We start from the raw sequence: 18439 nt of genomic DNA on the forward strand, positions 1-18439 counted from the left end.
GATAATCCCGGCCTTTTTCATTTCACGAGGTTCTAAGACTATTGGCTTTTTCTTAAGAGTTCTTTCGTACTATATAGTGAGCAAATAAAGCAGGTTTTATATTTCTTACCTAAAAGAGCTACAATTTTTTAAGACGTTTTTCCAGATCCAAGAGTTTCGCTTTTTTATTGGCGATATCTGCCTTTATGCGCAATTTTCTGCTCTTGTCATCACATACCTTCAACTGCGCCTTTAGTTTCTTTATAAGTATCTTAATACCTTCTATTTCATTTTTGAGCAATTTTTTCTTCTGCTCATTAATCTTTTTAAAAGCTCTTCGTTGAAACATACTTCCCCGATCCCCCTTTGTTTCTAAATTTCCTTTTTCCCTCATTTTAAGTTATGTATAAAAATCTCGAACTTCGATCACACATTTACATTTGAATTCTATCATATTAAATACTTGTTACATATCCCATAAATAAACACTGGAGCAATCATTTGTGATACCAATTTATGTAAAAGGTAAGGAATTATCAGAAGGAAAATATTGGTTAATAAAAGAAAAGAGGATATTTTGGTGACTTTGAAGCATGATTTCCTGATTAACAAAAAACAAACCCGCTCCCACAATTTGTTACTGGAGCGGATTATAAAAGTATTCAGTGGCTATGCAGATGGTCAGGGGACGGGGACTTGAACCCCGGGCCTCTGGTTCCCGAAACCAGCGTTCTACCGACTGAACTATCCCCTGGCTGGAAAAATTCTATCACAGGATGAATGGGTTTTCAACTCTCCACGCTTTCAATAAAGGCACTTCCAAGAACGACATCGCCAACGTAGAAAACAGCAAGTTGCCCGGGGGTTATTGCAGACACAGGATTGTCAAATTCAACTGTAAGCCTATCCTTTTCACTATATACAGACGCCTTTTCCGGTTTCATGGTGCTTCTTATCATGCACTGGCAACGAAGTTCACCATCTTTGATATCTATTAGCCAGTTTGGCTGCGCTGCTGTAAAACGCTTTTTCAATGTTTTTTCGTAAGGTCCTACAATAATGCGGTTGTTAATGGTATCAATGTCAATCACATATAACTTTTCCTTTGAAGAAATCCCCAAACCTCTTCGCTGTCCTATCGTGTAAAAGGCAAGTCCGTGATGCTTCCCCAGAATATTCCCGGCAATATCTACGATATCTCCATCAGGCAGTTTAATTCCTTCAGAACTCAAAAACCTGCGGTAATCGTTGTCTGGTATGAAACAAAGTTCCTGGCTTTCTCTCTTTTGATGTACTGGCAGGCCAAGAGATTTTGCTTTTTCCCTTATTTCCTCTTTTGTAAGCTCGCCAACAGGGAAGAATATCTTGCTCAGTTTTTCCTTTTTGATCATTGAAAGGAAGTACGCCTGGTCTTTATGGCTCGCTTTTCCCTTTGCCAAAGAAATTCCGTAATGAGGATGTTCTATTATTCTTGCATAATGTCCGCTGGCAAAGAGCTCCATACCATCTTCCAGCGCTTTTTCCATCAAAGCACCGAATTTTATGTAATCATTGCATAGAACACACGGGTTGGGGGTTCTACCTTTTTTGTATTCTGAAGTGAAATAGTCTATTATACGCGCCCGGAATATTTCGTCGAGCCTTATTATTTTGAGCTCTATACCCAGAATCTTTGCAGTCCTGAATGCATCGAAGGTATCAGAGGGGCTGCAACATACTTTTTTTGTTTCAGGAACTATTTCAAAAAGGCTATCAGGAAGGTTTTTCATGTGATAACCTACGACTTCGTGGCCCATTTCAATTAATAGAGCAGCTGCAACAGCGCTATCGACACCACCGCTCATGGCTACGCCTATTTTCATTTTCTCACTTCCAATCGAAAATTATGCTATCATAACTGGTTTTGTTTGAATTGAACTATTTCTCATTTCTGTTACATCGTATCACTGCTTGTCAGGATTTGTGTTTCAAATAGTATAATCTTAATTAGGAGGCGGTTTTATGAAGAGAATTTTCATCATCGCTTTTCTCCTTTTTACGATTATTGCTATTGCACGAACTGAGTTTAGTGTGGTTGGTTTTTACAGCCCTTATGAAATAAGCTACTCCGGTTGGAGCTCATTCATAAGTTTCAATGATGATCAGTACAGGTCTTACGATTTCACTGTAAACGAACCCCCACTTCAATTGAGTGCTACACATTCTCTGGCACTGGGGGTCTCAAGCAGAACAGGTATGCTTGCCATGTCGTACTGGATTGATATGGCAATGCTTTTGGGAGGCGGAAGAAACGAGTTCAGGTTCGGGACGATCAGGAGGAATTTTGAAAGCGGTTATGCTTTCAGAGTGCTTACTTACAATTATCAAAATACCCTTGCAGACCCTTTGAGCTCTTATCCTTACTACATAACTTTCAACGACAAGATATTCGATCCCACCGAAACAGAAGTAAGCTTCTTTCACCGCATTTACAGTTTCCGTTCAGGTTTTTACTCCACGTTTTTTCTGAGGAATTTCTGGCTGTCTTTTGCATATTATCCGGGGCTTTTCAATTTCGTTGTTGAGGCTGCAGGTGTAAAGGTTTCGGACAATAACCATTCAGTATTTTTCCCCTTTGAACCTGATGGCAATTACAATTTCTTGAATGATGAGTTCTCAATCAGTCTGGGATTTAACTTCAGTATATTCTAACACCATAACTTGGGGGTGAGGTAATGAAGAAAGGTTTTCTCGTGGTTATTTTGATCCTTCTCGCTGTCTTCGCCATTGGAAAGACTTACATGGTTGGAACCAGTGCGGATTTTCCGCCTTTTGAGTATGTTGAAGACGGCAAGTATGTCGGTTTTGATATGGATTTGATCAGAGCCATCGCCGACGAAATGGGATTCAAAGTTGTGATTGTTGACATGGCTTTCGATTCGCTCATTGCCGCATTGGCATCGGGAAATCTCGATATTGTTATAGCCGGGATGACAATCACGGAGGAAAGGGAGCAGGTTGTCGATTTCTCAACACCTTACTGGGTGGCAGACCAGAGTGTTGTTGTAAGCGAGGGTTCCGGTTTAAGCATTACCGTTTTATTCGGCGATCACGATATTGGCGTTCAAACAGGCACAACAGGAGACCTTTGGGTTGAGGAAAATCTTGTAAACACAAAGATACTCACCGGTCAGTTCAAAAGATACGAAACTTTCGTGCTTGCCATGACTGACCTGGTCAATGGAAATGTTGATGCGATTGTCCTCGATTCTCCCGTCGCGGAGATGTATGCCAAGAGCAGGCCTGTTGAAATTGTTGGCATTATCAAAACAGGTGAAGAATACGGTATAGCTGTTCAGGAAGGAAACAAGGAGCTTCTTAACCTGATCAATGAAGGTATAAAGAGGCTGCAGGAATCCGGAAAGATCGAAGAGATTATTTCAAAATATTTCTAGTTATCTGAAAGGAAGGGATAATCATCGACAAGCTATCTTTAATATTCAATTCCTTTCCAACTTTACTCGAAGGAACATGGGTAACGTTGAAGATAACGTTCCTATCATTGGGGTTGGGGCTGGTAATTGCCCTGCCCCTTTCCTTTGGGCAGGTATATGGCGGAAAGGGATTTAAAGCCTTTGTGGTTGTTTATGAGAGGATTTTCAGGAGTATTCCGGAACTGGTAATATTGTTCCTCATTTTTTACGGATTTCCGCGCGCGGGTATAAGGTTCTCGCCCTTTACCGCTGTAATTTTGGGCCTTGGGATAAGAAGCGCAGCGTATCAATCCCAGATATTCAGGGGAGCCATACAATCCATAAGCGCTACTCAAATGAGGGCTGCCCGCTCCCTTGGAATGACTAAATTTCAGGGATTTAGACATGTGGTTTTACCACAGGCTTTTAGAGTTGCTCTCCCACCCTGGGCAAATGAGTTCACCATAGTTTTGAAAGATTCCTCTCTTGCATATGCCCTGGGAGTTACAGAATTGTTGAGGCAGGGTGGATATATAATCTCAACCAGTTATGAACCAATGCTCATTTATTTGACAATTGCTGCTATCTATTTCATTATTACCTTTGCGGTGAACAGAAGCTTAAAAAAACTCGAAGAAGCTCTTGCTATCCCGGGTTTTGAGATAAAGGAGAGTATAAGATGAAAAACAATCCTTTGTTGAGAATTATAAACTTAAAGAAGCGCTTTGGCGATAAGGAAGTTTTAAAAGGTGTAAGCTTTGAGGTAATGGAAGGCGAAACAAAAGTAATTATAGGTCCAAGCGGAACCGGAAAAAGCACCCTTTTGGCTTGCATTAATCAGCTCGTAAATCCAGATGATGGCGAAATATGGTTGAAGGACGAACTCATAACGCAGGCAAAAGACATTAATAAAATCCGTCAAAGAATAGGGTTTGTTTTTCAGGATTTTGGTCTTTTTAACCATCTTACCGCCCTTAGAAATGTTATGATAGGGCTTACCAAAGTTAAGAAAATGGATAAAGATTTGGCAAGAGAAAAAGCACTTGAACAATTGAGGAAAGTCGGGCTTGAACGTGAAGCGAATCTCTATCCAGCACAGCTGTCGGGTGGCCAAAAGCAAAGGGTTGGCATTGCCAGGGCTCTAGCAATGGAACCTGAGATTATTCTCTTTGACGAGCCGACATCAGCCCTCGATCCTGAATTGATCGGAGAGGTGCTCCGTGTGATGAAAGATCTTGCGGAAAGCGGCATGACCATGCTGGTGGTTACTCACGAGATGGGTTTCGCGAGATCTGTTTCTGACGAGATTATCTTCATGGAAAATGGCTATATAGTGGAACAGGGTTCACCTGAGAAGCTGTTCAAGAACCCTGAAAATGAAAGAACGAGGCAATTTTTGAACAAATTATCCGAGCTATATGGCGAGGGCGATTGAGATGCTTATAATGGATAGGATTATAAACATTATCGAGAAATACTGGCCAGTTCTTTTGAAAGGGCTCGGAATAACCATGGAAATGACTTTGATTTCAGTTCTGGGAGGATTTGCTCTTGGTATTGTGTTAGCCCTTTCGAGAACATACGGCAATAAATTTCTGAAGATAATCTCAACGGGATTTATTGAGATAATAAGGGGAACCCCTTTGCTTGTTCAATTATTCATTTTGTATTTCGGTCTCCCACCTTATGGGTTGAAGCCTACCCCTTTTACCGCTGCCATTATCGGTTTTATAATCAACAGCGGGGCTTACCAGGCAGAGTATTTGAGAGGCTCGATTCTTTCGATTGGCAGGAACCAGATGACAGCGGCAAGGTCGCTTGGAATGACGAGAAAGCAGGCTATTATTCATATAATAATGCCACAAGCGCTTAGGCGGGTTATACCTGCCTGGAGCAATGAGTTTATCTATCTCCTGAAGTATACGTCCCTGGCTTACATAGTCGGCGCGCCCGAGCTTATGGCGCAGGCGAAGTTCATAGCGAGCAGGAATTTCCAGTTTTTTGAAGTGTACCTTGTTGTCGCGGTGATATATCTTATAGTGGTATTATTCTTCACGTGGCTTTTTGGCTTGCTGGAAAAGAAAGTAAAGATTCCCGGCCTTGAATGGGTTAGATAATTCAACAATCGGAGGTGGCATAGTGGTTCTCAACGGGAATTCCCTGACAATAGAAGGCGTCTATAATGTTGCATTCAAAGGAGAAAAAGTCGAAATATCCCCGGAAACCCTCATTCTTCTGCGCGAAAGTCGAAAAGAACTTGAAAAACACCAGCTTACAAAGACTATATACGGTGTGAATACGGGATTTGGAATACTCGCAAACAAGAAGGTAAGTCCCGAAAAAATCGAAGAGTTGCAATTCAATATAGTCCGTTCTCACGCAGCAGGCGTGGGTGATCCTCTGGCACCTGAACTGGTGAAGGCTATTATGGTTATCAGGGCAAATTCCCTTTGCAAAGGTTATTCAGGTGTTAGACCCGTTGTTGTAGAAAGAATAGTCGATTTTCTCAATCATGATATTATTCCTGTTGTTCCAGAACAGGGTTCTGTTGGTGCCAGTGGTGATCTTTCCCCGTTGGCGCATATTGCCCTGGCGCTGATAGGTGAAGGTATGGTTTTTTACAACAGCAAAAAGCTCCCAACCATGGAAGTTCTGCGCGAACTCGATATATCACCACTTACATTGGCTTCAAAAGAAGGGCTAAGCCTGTTAAACGGCACTGCGTTTATGGCTGGAGTTGGAAGCTGTGCGGTTCATATTTCTGAAAAGCTCTTCGATGAGGCTCTCACGGTGGCTGCAATGTCTGTTGATGCCCTTAAAGGTAGTACATCTCCCTTTGATCCCAGAGTGCATAAAGCTCGGCCACACAAAGGACAAATTCACGTCGCGGAAAGGCTCCTGGAGAACCTCAATGGCAGCGAAATAAGGCGCGCTCACCTTGATTGTGACAGGGTTCAAGATCCCTATACCCTCAGAACCATACCGCAGGTATACGGGGCGGTTTATGATACCATACAGTATGTAAAGAAAGTGTTTGAAACTGAAATAAATTCTGCAACGGATAATCCGTTGATCTTTGAAAATGGCGATGCGATTTCCGGAGGCAATTTCCACGGAGAACCGATAGCATTGGCTATGGACTTTCTGTCTATCGCCCTTACGGATATGGCAAACATGATCGAACGCAGGATAGATAGGCTTGTAAACCCCAAGCTCAACGATTTGCCACCTTTCCTCACAAATGGTGAAGGCGGCTTGAATTCCGGTTATATGCTGTGGCAATATACCGCCGCTGCACTCGCATCAGAAAACAAAACGCTGGCTCATCCGGCAAGCGCAGACAGTATCCCCACCTCTGGTTTTCAGGAAGATCATGTGAGCATGGGTGCCTGGGGAGCTAGAAAACTATGGAAAATAGTAGACAACTGGAGTCAGATTATTTCTATTGAAGCTCTTCTGGCTTATCGGGCTATGTGTTTCAGAAAGCCGTTGAAATCGGGGAAAAGGATCGAAGAATTGTTTTCAAAGTTTCAGGAAATCCTAACGGATCATGATAAAGATAGGTACTTTGGTGAAGAATTCAAAGCAGCACTTTCGCTGCTGAAAAAAAGAGCTGGCCTATAATAAAAAAACTGGGAGGAGTTCTCCCAGTCTGGTGCCGGAGGCGGGACTTGAACCCGCACAGGCATAATGCCCACATGATCCTGAGTCATGCGCGTCTGCCAATTCCGCCACCCCGGCACGCATAAATAGTTTATCATCACGTAAAGGAGGTGTCAAGATAGGTGCTGAGACACTTAAGGGGTGTTTTACTGATTTTCCTGACCTTATCGATATCTGTGGTATCTTTTTCATTGTCTCATCCCATTGCCCTCCTTCAAAATGATTCTGACTATCCAGATGGCGGTTCATTCATAGAAAAGGCTTTGGATAAACTGAATGCAGATTATGAGGTTTACCGGACTTTTCGTGGCGAATTCCCCAAAAAAGGAGAATACTCAGCACTCATTATCAGTGGGGGAAATAGCATGGCGGCGTATTTTAGCAACTCAGGCCATGCAAAAGCTTCTGTTGAGCTTATAAAAGATGCAGATGTCCCTGTTTTAGGAATATGCATGGGTTTCCAGATTATTGGAAGGATATACGGTTCTGCTCTCATAATCTCTGAGGAGCGTGGCTGGCGAAAACTAAAGATTGTAAAAGATGATGTGCTCCTTACGGGGATCCCGGAAGAATTTAACGCATGGGAGAATCATCTTTTTACGCTGAACAGGCTTCCGAAAGAATTTGAGTTGCTCGTTATAAACGAATCAGGATCAATACAGATGATGAAGCACAAAAGTAAATACATTTATGGTGTCCAGTTTCATCCGGAGAAAGGAGACCTTGATAGGTTTAATCATGGTTACATGGTTCTTGTGAATTTCTTGACGCTTGTAGAATATCTCAACAGGAAGAATATGGTTCAACCTTGAAGCAGCTGCCTTAATTTCTCGATCTGTTCCCTTTTTCCAAGAACCATCAAAGACTGCCCCGGTTTTATCAGAGTAGAAGCCCCGGGATTGAATGTGCTTTTTCCGCTAGTGTGTATGGCTATGACGATCAAACCTGTCTCTTGCGGGATTCTGAGTTTGCCAAGCTCAATGCCTTCTGATGGAAAATCTTCTGGAACATCTACCTGTTCGAAATAAATCTGCATGTCACCTGATTCGACCAGTGTGTCGAGAAAACCTTCTATACTTGGATTTAAGATCAAGTTCACCATTCTGCGGGCACCTATTTCAGGTATGGGAAGCACCTTTGAAGCACCTGCATAGTACAGCTTTTTGATGTTTTCTACTTCATTGGCTTTGGCAATTATTTCCAGCGAAGGGTTTAATTGCCTTGCAGTTAGCACAACAAAGACGTTATCCGCATCTACCGGAAGCGTGGTGATCAATCCTTTGGCTCGGTCAACGCCTATCTGTTTCAAAACTTCCTCATTTACCGCATCTCCTTTGAAACACGTCAGGTTTTCAGCGGAATTTTCTATATACTCAATGCGTTCGGAATCATTGTCAACAAGGATTGCCTTAAGCCCCCGTTCTGACAGCATTTTTGCAATGCTAAACCCGATAGTTCCTGCTCCAATTACAATTATGTGGTCTTTCATTTTTACCAGCTCCTTTAACATTTTCCTTCTTTTCAGGGTCTGGCTTAGTTCGCCTTCAACCACAAAAGCGGCGATTTTAGAGAAAGCATAAACGCCCAGAGTAATACTGCTGAATATTAGCAAGCTTGTAAAAAGCTTTCCAGCAGGTGTTAAGTCTCTTGGTGTGCCATAGCCTACAGTTGATATCGTAATTACAGTCATAAAAAACGAATCGGTTAAATCCCAGCCTTCAATAATTGCGTACCCAAAAACTCCAGAAATAAACACCATTACAAGATAGAATATCGCAAAAACTATCGATTTCAAGCCCTTTGCCCGATCAACCATCTCTCAACTCCCTCATAGCTTTTTCTATCTTTGCTAATCCCTTTTCCAGGAGAGTTCTGGGACAGGCGAAGTTCAATCTCTGAAATCCTTCGCCACCTTTTCCAAAAATGGGGCCATGACCCAACGCAACTTTTGCCCTGTGAAGCAATAAATTTCGAATTTCATTGTCGTTCATTCCGAGGCCTCGAAAATCCAACCATAGCAAATATGTGCCTTCCGGTTTTACAGGCTTAATCCCGGGTATATTCTCATTTATATATTTGACCGCATAATCCCTGTTTCTTTCAAGATATTCGAGAAGCTCGTCAAGCCATTCTTTACCATGACGGTAAGCCATTTCCGTCGCATTGATTCCAAAAATATTCCCCAACCTCATAAAGAGTTGATCATAAAGCCTGTTCTCAAATACTTTTCTTAGTTTGCTGTTGGGAACAATGGTGAGAGAAGTTTCAAGACCTGCGATATTAAAGGTCTTGCTGGGCGCCATGCATGTTATAGAAATTTCTGAAAGTTCCTCTGAAATCTTTGCAAAGGGAGTATGCTTTGAACCTGAATAAACAATGTCGGAATGGATTTCATCGGACAGCACTATAACACCTTTTCTTAAACAGATTTCTCCAAGTGTTTTAAGCTCGTCTTTCGTCCAGACACGTCCAACAGGGTTGTGAGGACTGCAAAGTATGAGAAGCTTTGTTTTATCATCAATCTCTTTTTCGAGGCTGTCAAAATCCATTTCGTAACGACCATTGCTATACCTGAGCTCATTTACTGCTAATTCGCGGTTGTTATTCTTTATGACATCAAAGAATGGGTAATACACAGGTGTCTGAAGCAACACCTTTTCTCCCGGTTTTGTGAAAGCCTGAACAGCTATTGCTATGGAAGGAACCACTCCCGGAGAAGCTATTATCCATTTCCTCTTTATATCCCAGTCGTGCCTGACCTTAACCCAATCTATGAAACTCTGATAAAAACCGTCATTTCTTGCTGTATATCCGAATACACCGTGTTTCGCTCTCTCTGTTAGGGCTTCTATTAACGCAGGCGGGGATCTGAAATCCATATCCGCAACCCACATTGGCAAGAGATCATCGGAACCGAAGATTTCTTCAAGCATATCCCATTTGTATGAAGAGGTCCCGCGCCTGTCAACTATCCTATCGAAGTCATACCTCATTGAATGCTTCCTCCCTTTTGTCCTGCGTTAATTTAATGATATCATTTTACTAAAGAAAATAAGAAGGTGAGAACGTGCTTCTAATAAGCTATTTTGAACCCTTTGGAAGGGACCCTTTGAATTCAACAGAAGTGATTTGTGAAGAAATCAAAAGGGTTAGAAGAGATGTTCAGTTTGTAAAACTTCCAACTGTGTTCTATGAATCAGGAACAGTCTTGACGAGCCTTATAAAAGAAGTAAATCCTGATACAGTTATAATGCTGGGGCAGGCTGGTGGCAGGGCAGCAATAACCCCGGAAATGGTTGCGTTAAACTGGATTGATGCTCGCATTAAAGACAACAGGGGACAAAAGCCTATCGATAAGAAAATTGTCGAAGGAGGACCAGCGGCGTATTTTTCGACACTTCCTGTAAGGAAAATTGTTGAAGCTCTTACAAAAGGAGGCATTCCTGCAAGAGTATCTTACTCCGCTGGCACTTTTGTATGCAATGCACTTTTTTATCAGGTGATGCATTTCATCATTGAAAACCGCTATCAGATTAAAGCTGGTTTTGTGCATTTCCCATACCTTTCAGGACAGGTGCTTTACAGGGAAGAAGCCCCTTCTTTAGACCTTGCGAAATCAATTGAGGGATTGAACTTGATCATTGAACTCATGGAGGGGAGTTTATGAAAGTAGCTGGTGCGCTTTTTGATCCCGTATACAGCGATAAAGAGCAAAGCAAACTGGAAGCGATAGATGCTTTTAAAGAAGCAGCAAATGCTGGCGCGGACTTAATCGTGTTTCCAGAAATGACTCTTAGCGGTTTTACCATGAATTGCCCTTTACACGATCCAGGCGATATGAGCTTTTTTGAGGAACTAGCAAAAACGAACGGGATAGCAGTAATCTATGGCACTGTTTTAAAAGTGGAAAATTGCTTATATAACACAGCCGTATTCTATGATCCTGAAAGCAACAAAAGAGCAGTGTATTTTAAGAGAAAACTTTTCCGCTATGCTAAGGAAGATGAATTTTATTGTTCGGGAAAGAATTCTGTCCAATTTTCCTATCAGGAATTGAAATGTTCACTTTTGATTTGCTATGATTTGAGATTTCCCGAGTTATTCAGAGATACGATAGGCGGCGAGCTTTTTTTCGTAATAGCATGCTGGCCAAAAAGCAGGAAATTACATTGGCATACACTTTTAAGAGCGCGAGCAATAGAAAATCAGGCATTTGTGATAGGTGTAAACAGAATAGGTATCGATGAAAAGGGTGTTGATTATGGGCAATTAAGCGCTGTCTATGATTATTATGGCAAAAGACTCAAGCCTTCTATAAAAACCAGCAAGCTTTTGATCTGGGAAATTTCCAGTCAGAGAATCAAAAAAATGTATCACTGGCGGAAGGTATTTCCAGTATTGAAAACATAAAAAAATTGCTGCCCTTTGCGAGGGCAGCGAAGCGGTCTGAGGGTTACTTCAGCAATACTATTATAACTCAATCAGGCGTATTGAAGACCATAAGCGTTATCTAATGCCAACTATAGGCTCTTGACACTCTCAAGCTTTCATTGATAGGGCAGTTTGTTTCATCTTAGCATGGAGATTGTCAACGTCCTTAGATAATGTATATGCTGAGAAGAACAACGCAAAGGCACAAGGAAGCCAAAAAAGTGCTGAAATGTTCATTGCCGCGGAAAGAGAGCCAAGGGTTACAGAAATACTTCCAGCAAAAACCTTCCCCAGCCCTGTTCCAAGTGAGTCAGTTATGTTAAACACTGAGAAAATGCGGCCGCGATTTTCAGGCACATTCACATTCATCAGCATAGTTTTCATATTTGGCCCGGTCATTGATGCTGTTGCGGCAGCAATCATACCCAGCAATGAAACAAGAAGGAATTCCGTTGTGTTAGTAACAGTCGGAAGGTTAAGAACAGCAAGGGCTAAAAAGGCTCCTGCAGCGGTCATTATAGCACTGAATATTGGCATGTATGCTTTTCTTTTTTTGTAAAGCATTCCCCCGATTATGCCACCAAAGAATATACCGAGAACATTACCAAGTCCGAAGAAGATAAAGACAATTGTGGCTTTTCCCTGATCCAGCCCTTTGTATCTCTGAAGAAACTCGACAAGAAAATAGGGTATTGCACCCCAGGGAATGGTTCCCAGTATGCCCTGAATGAACAACACGAGATTTGTCTTTATCTTGAATAAATCGAGATAGTCACTCAACTTAACCTGGGCATTATATTTCTGGCCTTTCTTTACCAGATCGCCAACAGCAACCTCTGCACTCCCTCTTTCAGGCTCTTCAGCTATAAAGTAAAAGAGCAAAACGAAAATGAGATTTGGCAACGAGACAATCATGAATGGAATTCGCCAGCCAAGGCTTTCTCCAGAAAAACCCGCGATGACCATGCCAAGAATTGCACCGATTGATATCGCAGTTGAGAGTATAGCATTCACTTTGGCCCGCTCAGTTTCGTCAAAGATATCGCTCGCATATGAAAAAACTACCGGGAAGACAGCGCCAATACCTATTCCTGTGAGTGCCCTTAATAAGAAAAGCTGAGGATAACTTGTTGCAAATGCCGAAAAGAAGCAAGGGATTTCCCCTACGAGCACGCTTAAAAGGAGAAGTTTCTTTCTTTCGTACTTATCAGCCAGAAAACCCCAGACCAGGCTAAGTATTGCGCCAATAATGGTAAAAGAGCCTGCAATATAACCAATCTCCCTATCGCCAATTGCAAACTCCTCTTCAATTCTGCCTATGTTTGGCGCCATAACCATCTGATCGGCATTCAGCAATACCATCATGAGCAGCAATATCCAGAGGACAAAGCTCTTTCTTCCCATAATTTACCCCCTTATTCGAGATCTTCGTTCAAATTTGTAAAATCCCTGATGAAATTATCCTTTTCCCGCCACTTTTTGCGCACTTTGACAAAGAGCTCAAGAAATACTCTGGAATCGAAAATGTACTCCATATCCTGACGCGCGAGTACACCTATCTTTTTTATCATAGCTCCATTTTTCCCTATTATTATTGGTTTCTGGCTCTGACGCTCAACTATAATGTCAGCCCTGATAAAAAGCACGCCATTTTCTCTATCCTGAAAATCGTGGATATAAACACCGGTGGAATGGGGGATTTCCTCTTTTGTAAGCAGAAGCACTTTTTCTCTGATAATTTCCGCAGCCATAAAGCGCGAAGACCTATCTGTAACTATATCTTCCGGATAAAGCATGGAGCCTTCTGGAAGCCTTTTTATTATTTCTTCGAGCAATTCATCTACACCATCGCCTTTTTCAGTAGATATAAAAAAATGTTTCTCTACATTTTCGAAAAGCGCGAGAGCTCTTTTTGAAAATTCTACCAGTCTATCTTTACTTGGTGCTAAATCGATTTTGTTTATTGCAAGAAATGCTGGAATCTTTGATGCATTTACATGCTGGGCAACCAGATGGTCTGATGCCTTTATGCCGTCTTCATAATCGACTAAAATGAGAAGAAGGTCGGAGCCATTTAGAGCTCCGACCGCAATTTTTACGAGGTATTGCCCCAGTTTATGAAGGGGCTTATGAATGCCGGGTGTATCGTAAAAAATAACCTGTCCTTTTTCGGTGGTCAATATCCCCCCAATACGATTACGGGTAGTTTGCACTTTATCGGAGACAATTGCAATTTTCTCGCCAACGAGTCTGTTTATCAGCGTTGATTTTCCGACATTGGGTTTTCCCACCATGGAAACAATCCCGGATTTGTAACCCATAGCGCTTATTAAACCCCCTCATCGAGAAGCTGAGAAAAGTCTGCGATTTTTAAAAATAGCTCATCAAGCGCTTTTAAGAATCCCAGCCTGTTGAGCCTGATGTCGGGTTGATTATCCATGACAAAAACATTGTCAAAGTACTTGTCGATGGGTTCCTTCAAAGAAACAAGATCCTCTATGGCACTGTCGAATTTGTGCTCATCGATATGTTTTTTTAGAGAATCATACACTTTTAAATACTCGTTAAAAAGGCTTTTTTCCTCTTCTTTAAGGAAAAGCCTGCCGTCGAATCTTGTTGAATCATGCTTTTTGCTAATGTTATGCACACGCTGATAAGCAATTAAAAGATTGTTGAATTCAGCATTACCAACGATTGATTTCAACGCTGAAGCAACGAGTTCTCCGTTGTATGGAAGATTCCACCAGGAATTGACTGCGCGCGCAATTCTAATCGAATAACCCTTTTCCATCAAGAAGTTTTCATATCTGTTCTGCGTGAATGTTTCGAGCTTATCAGAAAATTTTTCATAATCAAATCCATATATTTCAGCTGCGTGTCTATATAAATCTTTTATGTCTATATACCATCCGAGATTGCAAAAGATGTTGAAAACAAACTGGAATTTTCTTCTAATTCCGTAAGGGTCTTTTGAGCCTGAGGGGATATTACCCAGAAAGAAATTTCCTACAATTGTATCAATTCTATCGGCAATTCCCACGACGGCTCCGGATAGCGTCTGAATTTCTGCAACATTGTCTTTATAATGCTCTTCTATACCCTGGGCGACCTCTTCAGGCTCACCAGATTTAAGCGCATAAATTCTTCCCATTGTACCCTGCAATTCCGGGAATTCGTAAACAATCCTTGTACCTAAATCAGCCTTTGAAAGCTCTGCAGTTCTTAGTATCTGGGCTCGTTCCTCAGGTTTTGAAAACAGCTTTTCGGAAATTGCATCGGAAAGCTTTCGTATTCTCAAGGTTTTATCGTACATACTGCCGAGACTACGCTGAAACAGGATATCTTTGAGTGTTTCGTTATATGAATCCAGAGGTTTTGAGAGATCCTTATAATAGTAAAAGTGAGCATCTTCAAGCCGTGCGTTAATCACTTCCTCATATCCGCGTTTTACATTCCCCTTTGGATCGCCAGGCCCATCCTGAAAGGCAACAAATTCCTTGCTAAGCTCACCTTTTAAGTAAACCGGGAAAGTCCGTTGATGATGTTTAATCGTTACAATAATGACTTCAGGGGGGAGCTCAAGATATTTTTCGAGGAATTCGCCAACAACAGCTGTTGGATATTCGGTAAGACTTACAACTTCCTCAAGCAGCTCTTCGTCCACCGGGATTTTTGCATTTAGCTCATTTTCAACTCTTTTGAGCTCATTCAGAACGCGCGCTTTCCGATCCTGAATATCCGCCAGCACAAGCGCTTTTCTAAGATTTTCAAAATAAGTCTCAGCGTTCACTTCAACCTTATCAAAGAAGAATCTATGTCCTTTAGACCAGTTTGAAGCTTTTTTTCCAAAGGCTTCAAATTCAATCACTTTATCGTTCAGCATTGCAACAATCCATTTCACAGGGCGTACAAATGAGAAATCATCAACACCCCAGCGCATGGGTTTTCTGAATTTCAAAGAGTTTAGCAAATCTTTGAATACAACGGGAAGCAATTCTTCTGTATTTTTTCCACGCACAGTACGCTTTAAGAATACATATGGAATTCCTTTTATTTCTTTTACAACTACATCTTCAACGGTTGCATTGTTCGCCCTTAAAAATCCCTCTAAGGCTCTTGTGGGTTCTCCGTTTTCAAAGGAGATTTTCTTTGCCGGGCCTCTCTTTTCTTCAAAGAAGTCCTCTTGCTTTTCCAAAAGCCCATCAATAAGCACCCCGAACCTTCTGCTCCCCACAAAAGTTCTGATGCTCTCATACTTCAATTTATAGTTGTTAAGAAGGATTTCCAGCTGTTCATTCAACTGCTTTGTCAGATTCTTGACTTCAGTTGATGGAAGCTCTTCGACGCCAACTTCTAAAAGCGCTTTACAGGTCATTATTATCACTCTCCCTGGCTACATATGTTTCCGCGACTTGTTTTGCCATGTTTCTTATTGATTTTATATAGCCCTGTCTTTGGGAAACGCTTATTGCATTGCGGGCATCAAGAAGGTTGAATGTATGGGAGCACTTCACAAGATAGTCATAGGCTGGCAATAGAAGTTCGCTTTCCATGCATCTTGAAAATTCATTTTCGTAAATTTTGTATAGCTCAAAAAGCATATCTGTATTAGCAAGCTCAAAATTGTATACAGAAAACTGACGCTCATTTTCAAGAAATACATCCCCATATTTGAAATGCTCATTCCAGTTGATGTCAAAAATGCTGTCTTTCCTTTGGAGATACATTGCAATGCGCTCAAGACCATAGGTTATTTCCAGCGAGACAGGATAGACATCTACGCCGCCGACCTGCTGGAAATATGTGAATTGGGTAATTTCCATGCCATCAAGCCAGACTTCCCAACCGATTCCCCAGGCACCAAGGGTAGGAGATTCCCAGTTATCTTCCACAAATCTGATATCATGTTCCTTTGGGTCAACACCCAGAACTCTCAATGAATCAAGATAGATCTCTTGAGAGTCTTCTGGAGAAGGTTTCATTATGACTTGATACTGGAAATAACGCTGGGTTCTCATGGGGTTTTCACCATATCGCCCATCAGTTGGCCTGCGGCAGGGCTGCACAAACGCCACTTTCCACGGCTTTTTGCCTAGAGACCTCAGAAAAGTTGAAGGGTGAAAAGTTCCGGCACCCATTTCTACATCATATGGCTGATCAACAAGGCAACCTTTTGAGCTCCAATATTCGTTTAGCTTTGCTATTATTTCCTGCAAGTACATTTTTTAGCCTCCATTCTTATTCAAGCGAGATTAGATAGTAGTAATATGGCTGGCCGCCTTTATGCACTTCAAATTCCATGTCATCATAATCATCAGAAAGTAGTTCGATGAGTTTCTCAGCCTGTTCTTCTTTAACATCTGAGCCATAGAACACTGTTATGATACTGTATTCATCTTCTTCAGCATCTTTAAGTATTGAGCCAATTGCGTCGCGAACAACTTTTTCGAGTTTTCGGCCGGAATTGATCAGCCCGTCTTTTCCGATTGCAAGGTATTCGCCTTTACGAACTTTTTTACCCTTTATGCTTGAATCCCTGATCGCATAAGTAACAGATATAGGGATTACATGACTCATGGCTTCCTTTATTTCTTCTAAGAGCTTTTCGGTCTCTAACTCGTCATCATATACGGTAAGAGCAGCAATTCCTTCCTGGACAGTTTTTGTCTCGAGAATAAAGACTTTTTTGCCCGGGTTTTTCTCCATAACCGCTGTTGCGGCTTCACGGGCGGTTAGGAGTATATTGGGATTGTTAGGGAAGACTATTACATTTTCAGAGTCAAGACGCTCAATTGCTTGAAACAGGTCTTTCAAGCTCGGATTCATAGTTTGACCGCCTTTAATTATATAGTCTACCCCAAGACTCTTCATGATCTCACTCAGGCCTTCTCCGGGTGAAACTGCTACAATGCCATGTTTCTTTCCAGCGGCGTAGGTTTTCTTTTCTTCTGCACTGGCTTCCACTATGTGGTCGTGCTGGATTTTCATATTATCGATTTTTACCTTTTGAAGATCACCATGTTTCAGGAACTCTTCAATGACATCGCCCGGATGGTCTGTATGAACGTGGATTTTTATGAGATCATCTTGATTCACAGCGACAATTGAATCACCCATAGTTTCAAGGTATTTCTTTAAAGCGTCGACTGTTTCATGAGTTCCACCATTTTTATCTCTTAACTTGATTATCAACTCTGTGCAATAGGAAAATTTTATCTCTTCGCGTGCTATTTCTACAATCTGCTCAGCAGAAATTGTAGCAGCAGCCGGGGTTTCCAGAAGCTCAGCTTCAATTTGACCAAAGGCTGCCAGTTTGAACCCTTCAACTATGTATGCTAATCCTTTTGCACCGGCATCAACGACACCGGCTTCCTTAAGTTTATCGAGCATCTTAGGGGTTTCATCAACCGTTTTAAAGGCAATTTCAGTTAAACGGTCAAAATACTCTTCAAAATCCTCGACCTCTATCAATTCAGAGAGCCCTTTCTCTGCTAAAACACGTATTACTGTAAGCATAGTTCCTTCAACAGGCTTCATAACTGATTTATAGGCCACTTCCCTTGCCTTCACAAGGCATTCGCTAAAAGCTTTTGTGGTAAGATATTTTCGTCCCTTTGTTCCTTCAGCGAATCCTCTGAAAATCTGCGAAAGAATAACACCAGAGTTTCCACGAGCTCCCATCAACATTCCTTTTTTTACTGCATCTACAATCTGGTCAAGATCAGTTGAACTGAGCCGGTTCAGGTATTCTACGGCTTCAAGAACTGCTGCACTCATATTGGAACCTGTATCACCATCTGGTACAGGAAACACATTTAGAGCGTTTATCTCATCCTTATTAACGAGCAAACGCTCAGCGGCTTTTTTGAAAGCTACTGCAAAAAACTTGCCGTTGAGTCGTTTCATTGATAGCG

Annotated in this window: 18 protein-coding genes and 2 tRNA genes; 9 read left to right on the forward strand and 11 right to left on the reverse strand. The window is 41.7% G+C overall.

Annotated elements, in window-relative coordinates:
- Positions 1 to 118 precede the first annotated feature (118 nt).
- The 3 genes from AT15_RS00315 to mnmA form a co-directional block, all read right to left on the reverse strand.
- Positions 119 to 328 (reverse strand): hypothetical protein, encoded by a 210-nt coding sequence (locus AT15_RS00315; protein ID WP_068345229.1) that lies wholly within the window; start codon positions 326 to 328, stop codon positions 119 to 121.
- 329 nt (positions 329 to 657) lie between these two features.
- Positions 658 to 733, reverse strand: a tRNA-Pro gene (locus AT15_RS00320).
- Between the two features lie 34 nt (positions 734 to 767).
- On the reverse strand, positions 768 to 1841 hold the full coding sequence (mnmA, locus tag AT15_RS00325) for a tRNA 2-thiouridine(34) synthase MnmA (RefSeq protein ID WP_068345231.1): 1074 nt from the start codon (positions 1839 to 1841) through the stop codon (positions 768 to 770).
- A 139-nt stretch (positions 1842 to 1980) separates the two neighbouring features.
- Between mnmA and AT15_RS00330 the strand changes: the two genes are divergently transcribed.
- From AT15_RS00330 to hutH, 6 genes are read left to right on the forward strand one after another with little or no spacing between them, the layout of a single operon-like run.
- Complete coding sequence (locus tag AT15_RS00330) at positions 1981 to 2670, forward strand: hypothetical protein (RefSeq protein WP_068345242.1); 690 nt, start codon at positions 1981 to 1983, stop codon at positions 2668 to 2670.
- A gap of 23 nt (positions 2671 to 2693) precedes the next feature.
- Positions 2694 to 3413: a basic amino acid ABC transporter substrate-binding protein gene (locus tag AT15_RS00335; RefSeq protein WP_068345244.1), complete on the forward strand. Its 720-nt coding sequence runs from the start codon at positions 2694 to 2696 to the stop codon at positions 3411 to 3413.
- 23 nt (positions 3414 to 3436) lie between these two features.
- Positions 3437 to 4114, forward strand: coding sequence for an amino acid ABC transporter permease (locus AT15_RS00340; RefSeq protein WP_084251360.1), 678 nt, complete (start codon positions 3437 to 3439; stop codon positions 4112 to 4114).
- Positions 4111 to 4866 (forward strand): amino acid ABC transporter ATP-binding protein, encoded by a 756-nt coding sequence (locus tag AT15_RS00345; RefSeq protein ID WP_068345248.1) that lies wholly within the window; start codon positions 4111 to 4113, stop codon positions 4864 to 4866. Before AT15_RS00340 ends, AT15_RS00345 begins: the two co-directional genes overlap by 4 nt.
- A 10-nt stretch (positions 4867 to 4876) precedes the next feature.
- The gene (locus tag AT15_RS00350) at positions 4877 to 5548 is read left to right on the forward strand and encodes an amino acid ABC transporter permease (RefSeq protein ID WP_201029914.1); all 672 of its coding nucleotides are present in this window, start codon (positions 4877 to 4879) and stop codon (positions 5546 to 5548) included.
- A 22-nt stretch (positions 5549 to 5570) separates the two neighbouring features.
- Positions 5571 to 7055, forward strand: a complete 1485-nt coding sequence (gene hutH / locus AT15_RS00355) for a histidine ammonia-lyase (protein WP_068345250.1) — start codon at positions 5571 to 5573, stop codon at positions 7053 to 7055.
- Between the two features lie 29 nt (positions 7056 to 7084).
- Here hutH and AT15_RS00360 read toward each other — a convergent pair.
- Positions 7085 to 7172: transfer RNA gene (locus AT15_RS00360), tRNA-Leu, on the reverse strand.
- A 44-nt stretch (positions 7173 to 7216) separates the two neighbouring features.
- Between AT15_RS00360 and AT15_RS00365 the strand changes: the two genes are divergently transcribed.
- Positions 7217 to 7906, forward strand: coding sequence for a type 1 glutamine amidotransferase (locus AT15_RS00365; protein WP_068345252.1), 690 nt, complete (start codon positions 7217 to 7219; stop codon positions 7904 to 7906).
- On the opposite strand, the gene AT15_RS00370 is transcribed toward AT15_RS00365, so the two are convergent.
- Entirely contained in the window at positions 7897 to 8910 is a 1014-nt protein-coding gene (locus AT15_RS00370; RefSeq protein ID WP_068345256.1) for a potassium channel family protein, read from the reverse strand. The genes AT15_RS00365 and AT15_RS00370 overlap by 10 nt on opposite strands.
- The gene (locus tag AT15_RS00375) at positions 8903 to 10087 is read right to left on the reverse strand and encodes a MalY/PatB family protein (protein WP_068345258.1); all 1185 of its coding nucleotides are present in this window, start codon (positions 10085 to 10087) and stop codon (positions 8903 to 8905) included. The genes AT15_RS00370 and AT15_RS00375 overlap by 8 nt, the downstream gene beginning before the upstream one ends.
- 74 nt (positions 10088 to 10161) lie before the next feature.
- Here AT15_RS00375 and pcp point away from each other — a divergent pair, with 74 nt between their 5' ends.
- Together pcp and AT15_RS00385 are read left to right on the forward strand one after the other, a co-directional pair.
- Positions 10162 to 10761, forward strand: coding sequence for a pyroglutamyl-peptidase I (pcp, locus tag AT15_RS00380; RefSeq protein WP_068345259.1), 600 nt, complete (start codon positions 10162 to 10164; stop codon positions 10759 to 10761).
- Positions 10758 to 11504 (forward strand): nitrilase-related carbon-nitrogen hydrolase, encoded by a 747-nt coding sequence (locus AT15_RS00385; protein WP_068345260.1) that lies wholly within the window; start codon positions 10758 to 10760, stop codon positions 11502 to 11504. The genes pcp and AT15_RS00385 overlap by 4 nt, the downstream gene beginning before the upstream one ends.
- A gap of 129 nt (positions 11505 to 11633) precedes the next feature.
- On the opposite strand, the gene AT15_RS00390 is transcribed toward AT15_RS00385, so the two are convergent.
- From AT15_RS00390 to AT15_RS00410, 5 genes are read right to left on the reverse strand one after another with little or no spacing between them, the layout of a single operon-like run.
- Entirely contained in the window at positions 11634 to 12929 is a 1296-nt protein-coding gene (locus tag AT15_RS00390; RefSeq protein WP_068345261.1) for an MFS transporter, read from the reverse strand.
- A gap of 11 nt (positions 12930 to 12940) precedes the next feature.
- A complete protein-coding gene (gene era, locus AT15_RS00395; RefSeq protein ID WP_068345262.1) occupies positions 12941 to 13846 on the reverse strand; it encodes a GTPase Era in 906 nt (301 codons plus the stop codon).
- A gap of 8 nt (positions 13847 to 13854) precedes the next feature.
- Entirely contained in the window at positions 13855 to 15900 is a 2046-nt protein-coding gene (gene glyS / locus AT15_RS00400) for a glycine--tRNA ligase subunit beta (RefSeq protein ID WP_068345263.1), read from the reverse strand.
- Complete coding sequence (locus AT15_RS00405) at positions 15890 to 16747, reverse strand: glycine--tRNA ligase subunit alpha (RefSeq protein WP_068345264.1); 858 nt, start codon at positions 16745 to 16747, stop codon at positions 15890 to 15892. The genes glyS and AT15_RS00405 overlap by 11 nt, the downstream gene beginning before the upstream one ends.
- A gap of 16 nt (positions 16748 to 16763) precedes the next feature.
- Complete coding sequence (locus tag AT15_RS00410; RefSeq protein ID WP_068345265.1) at positions 16764 to 18431, reverse strand: DAK2 domain-containing protein; 1668 nt, start codon at positions 18429 to 18431, stop codon at positions 16764 to 16766.
- Positions 18432 to 18439: the final 8 nt, after the last annotated feature.

The sequence above is a fragment of the Kosmotoga arenicorallina S304 genome (genome assembly GCF_001636545.1).
GTDB lineage: Bacteria > Thermotogota > Thermotogae > Petrotogales > Kosmotogaceae > Kosmotoga_B > Kosmotoga_B arenicorallina.

Excerpts from the sequence above, each read along its gene's own strand:
- AT15_RS00315 (WP_068345229.1), bottom strand. The coding sequence starts at position 328 with ATGTTTCAACGAAGAGCTTTTAAAAAGATTAATGAGCAGAAGAAAAAA.
- mnmA (WP_068345231.1), bottom strand. The coding sequence starts at position 1,841 with ATGAAAATAGGCGTAGCCATGAGCGGTGGTGTCGATAGCGCTGTTGCA.
- AT15_RS00330 (WP_068345242.1), top strand. The coding sequence starts at position 1,981 with ATGAAGAGAATTTTCATCATCGCTTTTCTCCTTTTTACGATTATTGCT.
- AT15_RS00335 (WP_068345244.1), top strand. The coding sequence starts at position 2,694 with ATGAAGAAAGGTTTTCTCGTGGTTATTTTGATCCTTCTCGCTGTCTTC.
- AT15_RS00345 (WP_068345248.1), top strand. The coding sequence starts at position 4,111 with ATGAAAAACAATCCTTTGTTGAGAATTATAAACTTAAAGAAGCGCTTT.
- AT15_RS00350 (WP_201029914.1), top strand. The coding sequence starts at position 4,877 with ATGGATAGGATTATAAACATTATCGAGAAATACTGGCCAGTTCTTTTG.
- AT15_RS00370 (WP_068345256.1), bottom strand. The coding sequence starts at position 8,910 with ATGGTTGATCGGGCAAAGGGCTTGAAATCGATAGTTTTTGCGATATTC.
- AT15_RS00375 (WP_068345258.1), bottom strand. The coding sequence starts at position 10,087 with ATGAGGTATGACTTCGATAGGATAGTTGACAGGCGCGGGACCTCTTCA.
- AT15_RS00385 (WP_068345260.1), top strand. The coding sequence starts at position 10,758 with ATGAAAGTAGCTGGTGCGCTTTTTGATCCCGTATACAGCGATAAAGAG.
- AT15_RS00390 (WP_068345261.1), bottom strand. The coding sequence starts at position 12,929 with ATGGGAAGAAAGAGCTTTGTCCTCTGGATATTGCTGCTCATGATGGTA.
- era (WP_068345262.1), bottom strand. The coding sequence starts at position 13,846 with ATGGGTTACAAATCCGGGATTGTTTCCATGGTGGGAAAACCCAATGTC.
- glyS (WP_068345263.1), bottom strand. The coding sequence starts at position 15,900 with ATGACCTGTAAAGCGCTTTTAGAAGTTGGCGTCGAAGAGCTTCCATCA.
- AT15_RS00405 (WP_068345264.1), bottom strand. The coding sequence starts at position 16,747 with ATGTACTTGCAGGAAATAATAGCAAAGCTAAACGAATATTGGAGCTCA.
- AT15_RS00410 (WP_068345265.1), bottom strand. The coding sequence starts at position 18,431 with ATGAAACGACTCAACGGCAAGTTTTTTGCAGTAGCTTTCAAAAAAGCC.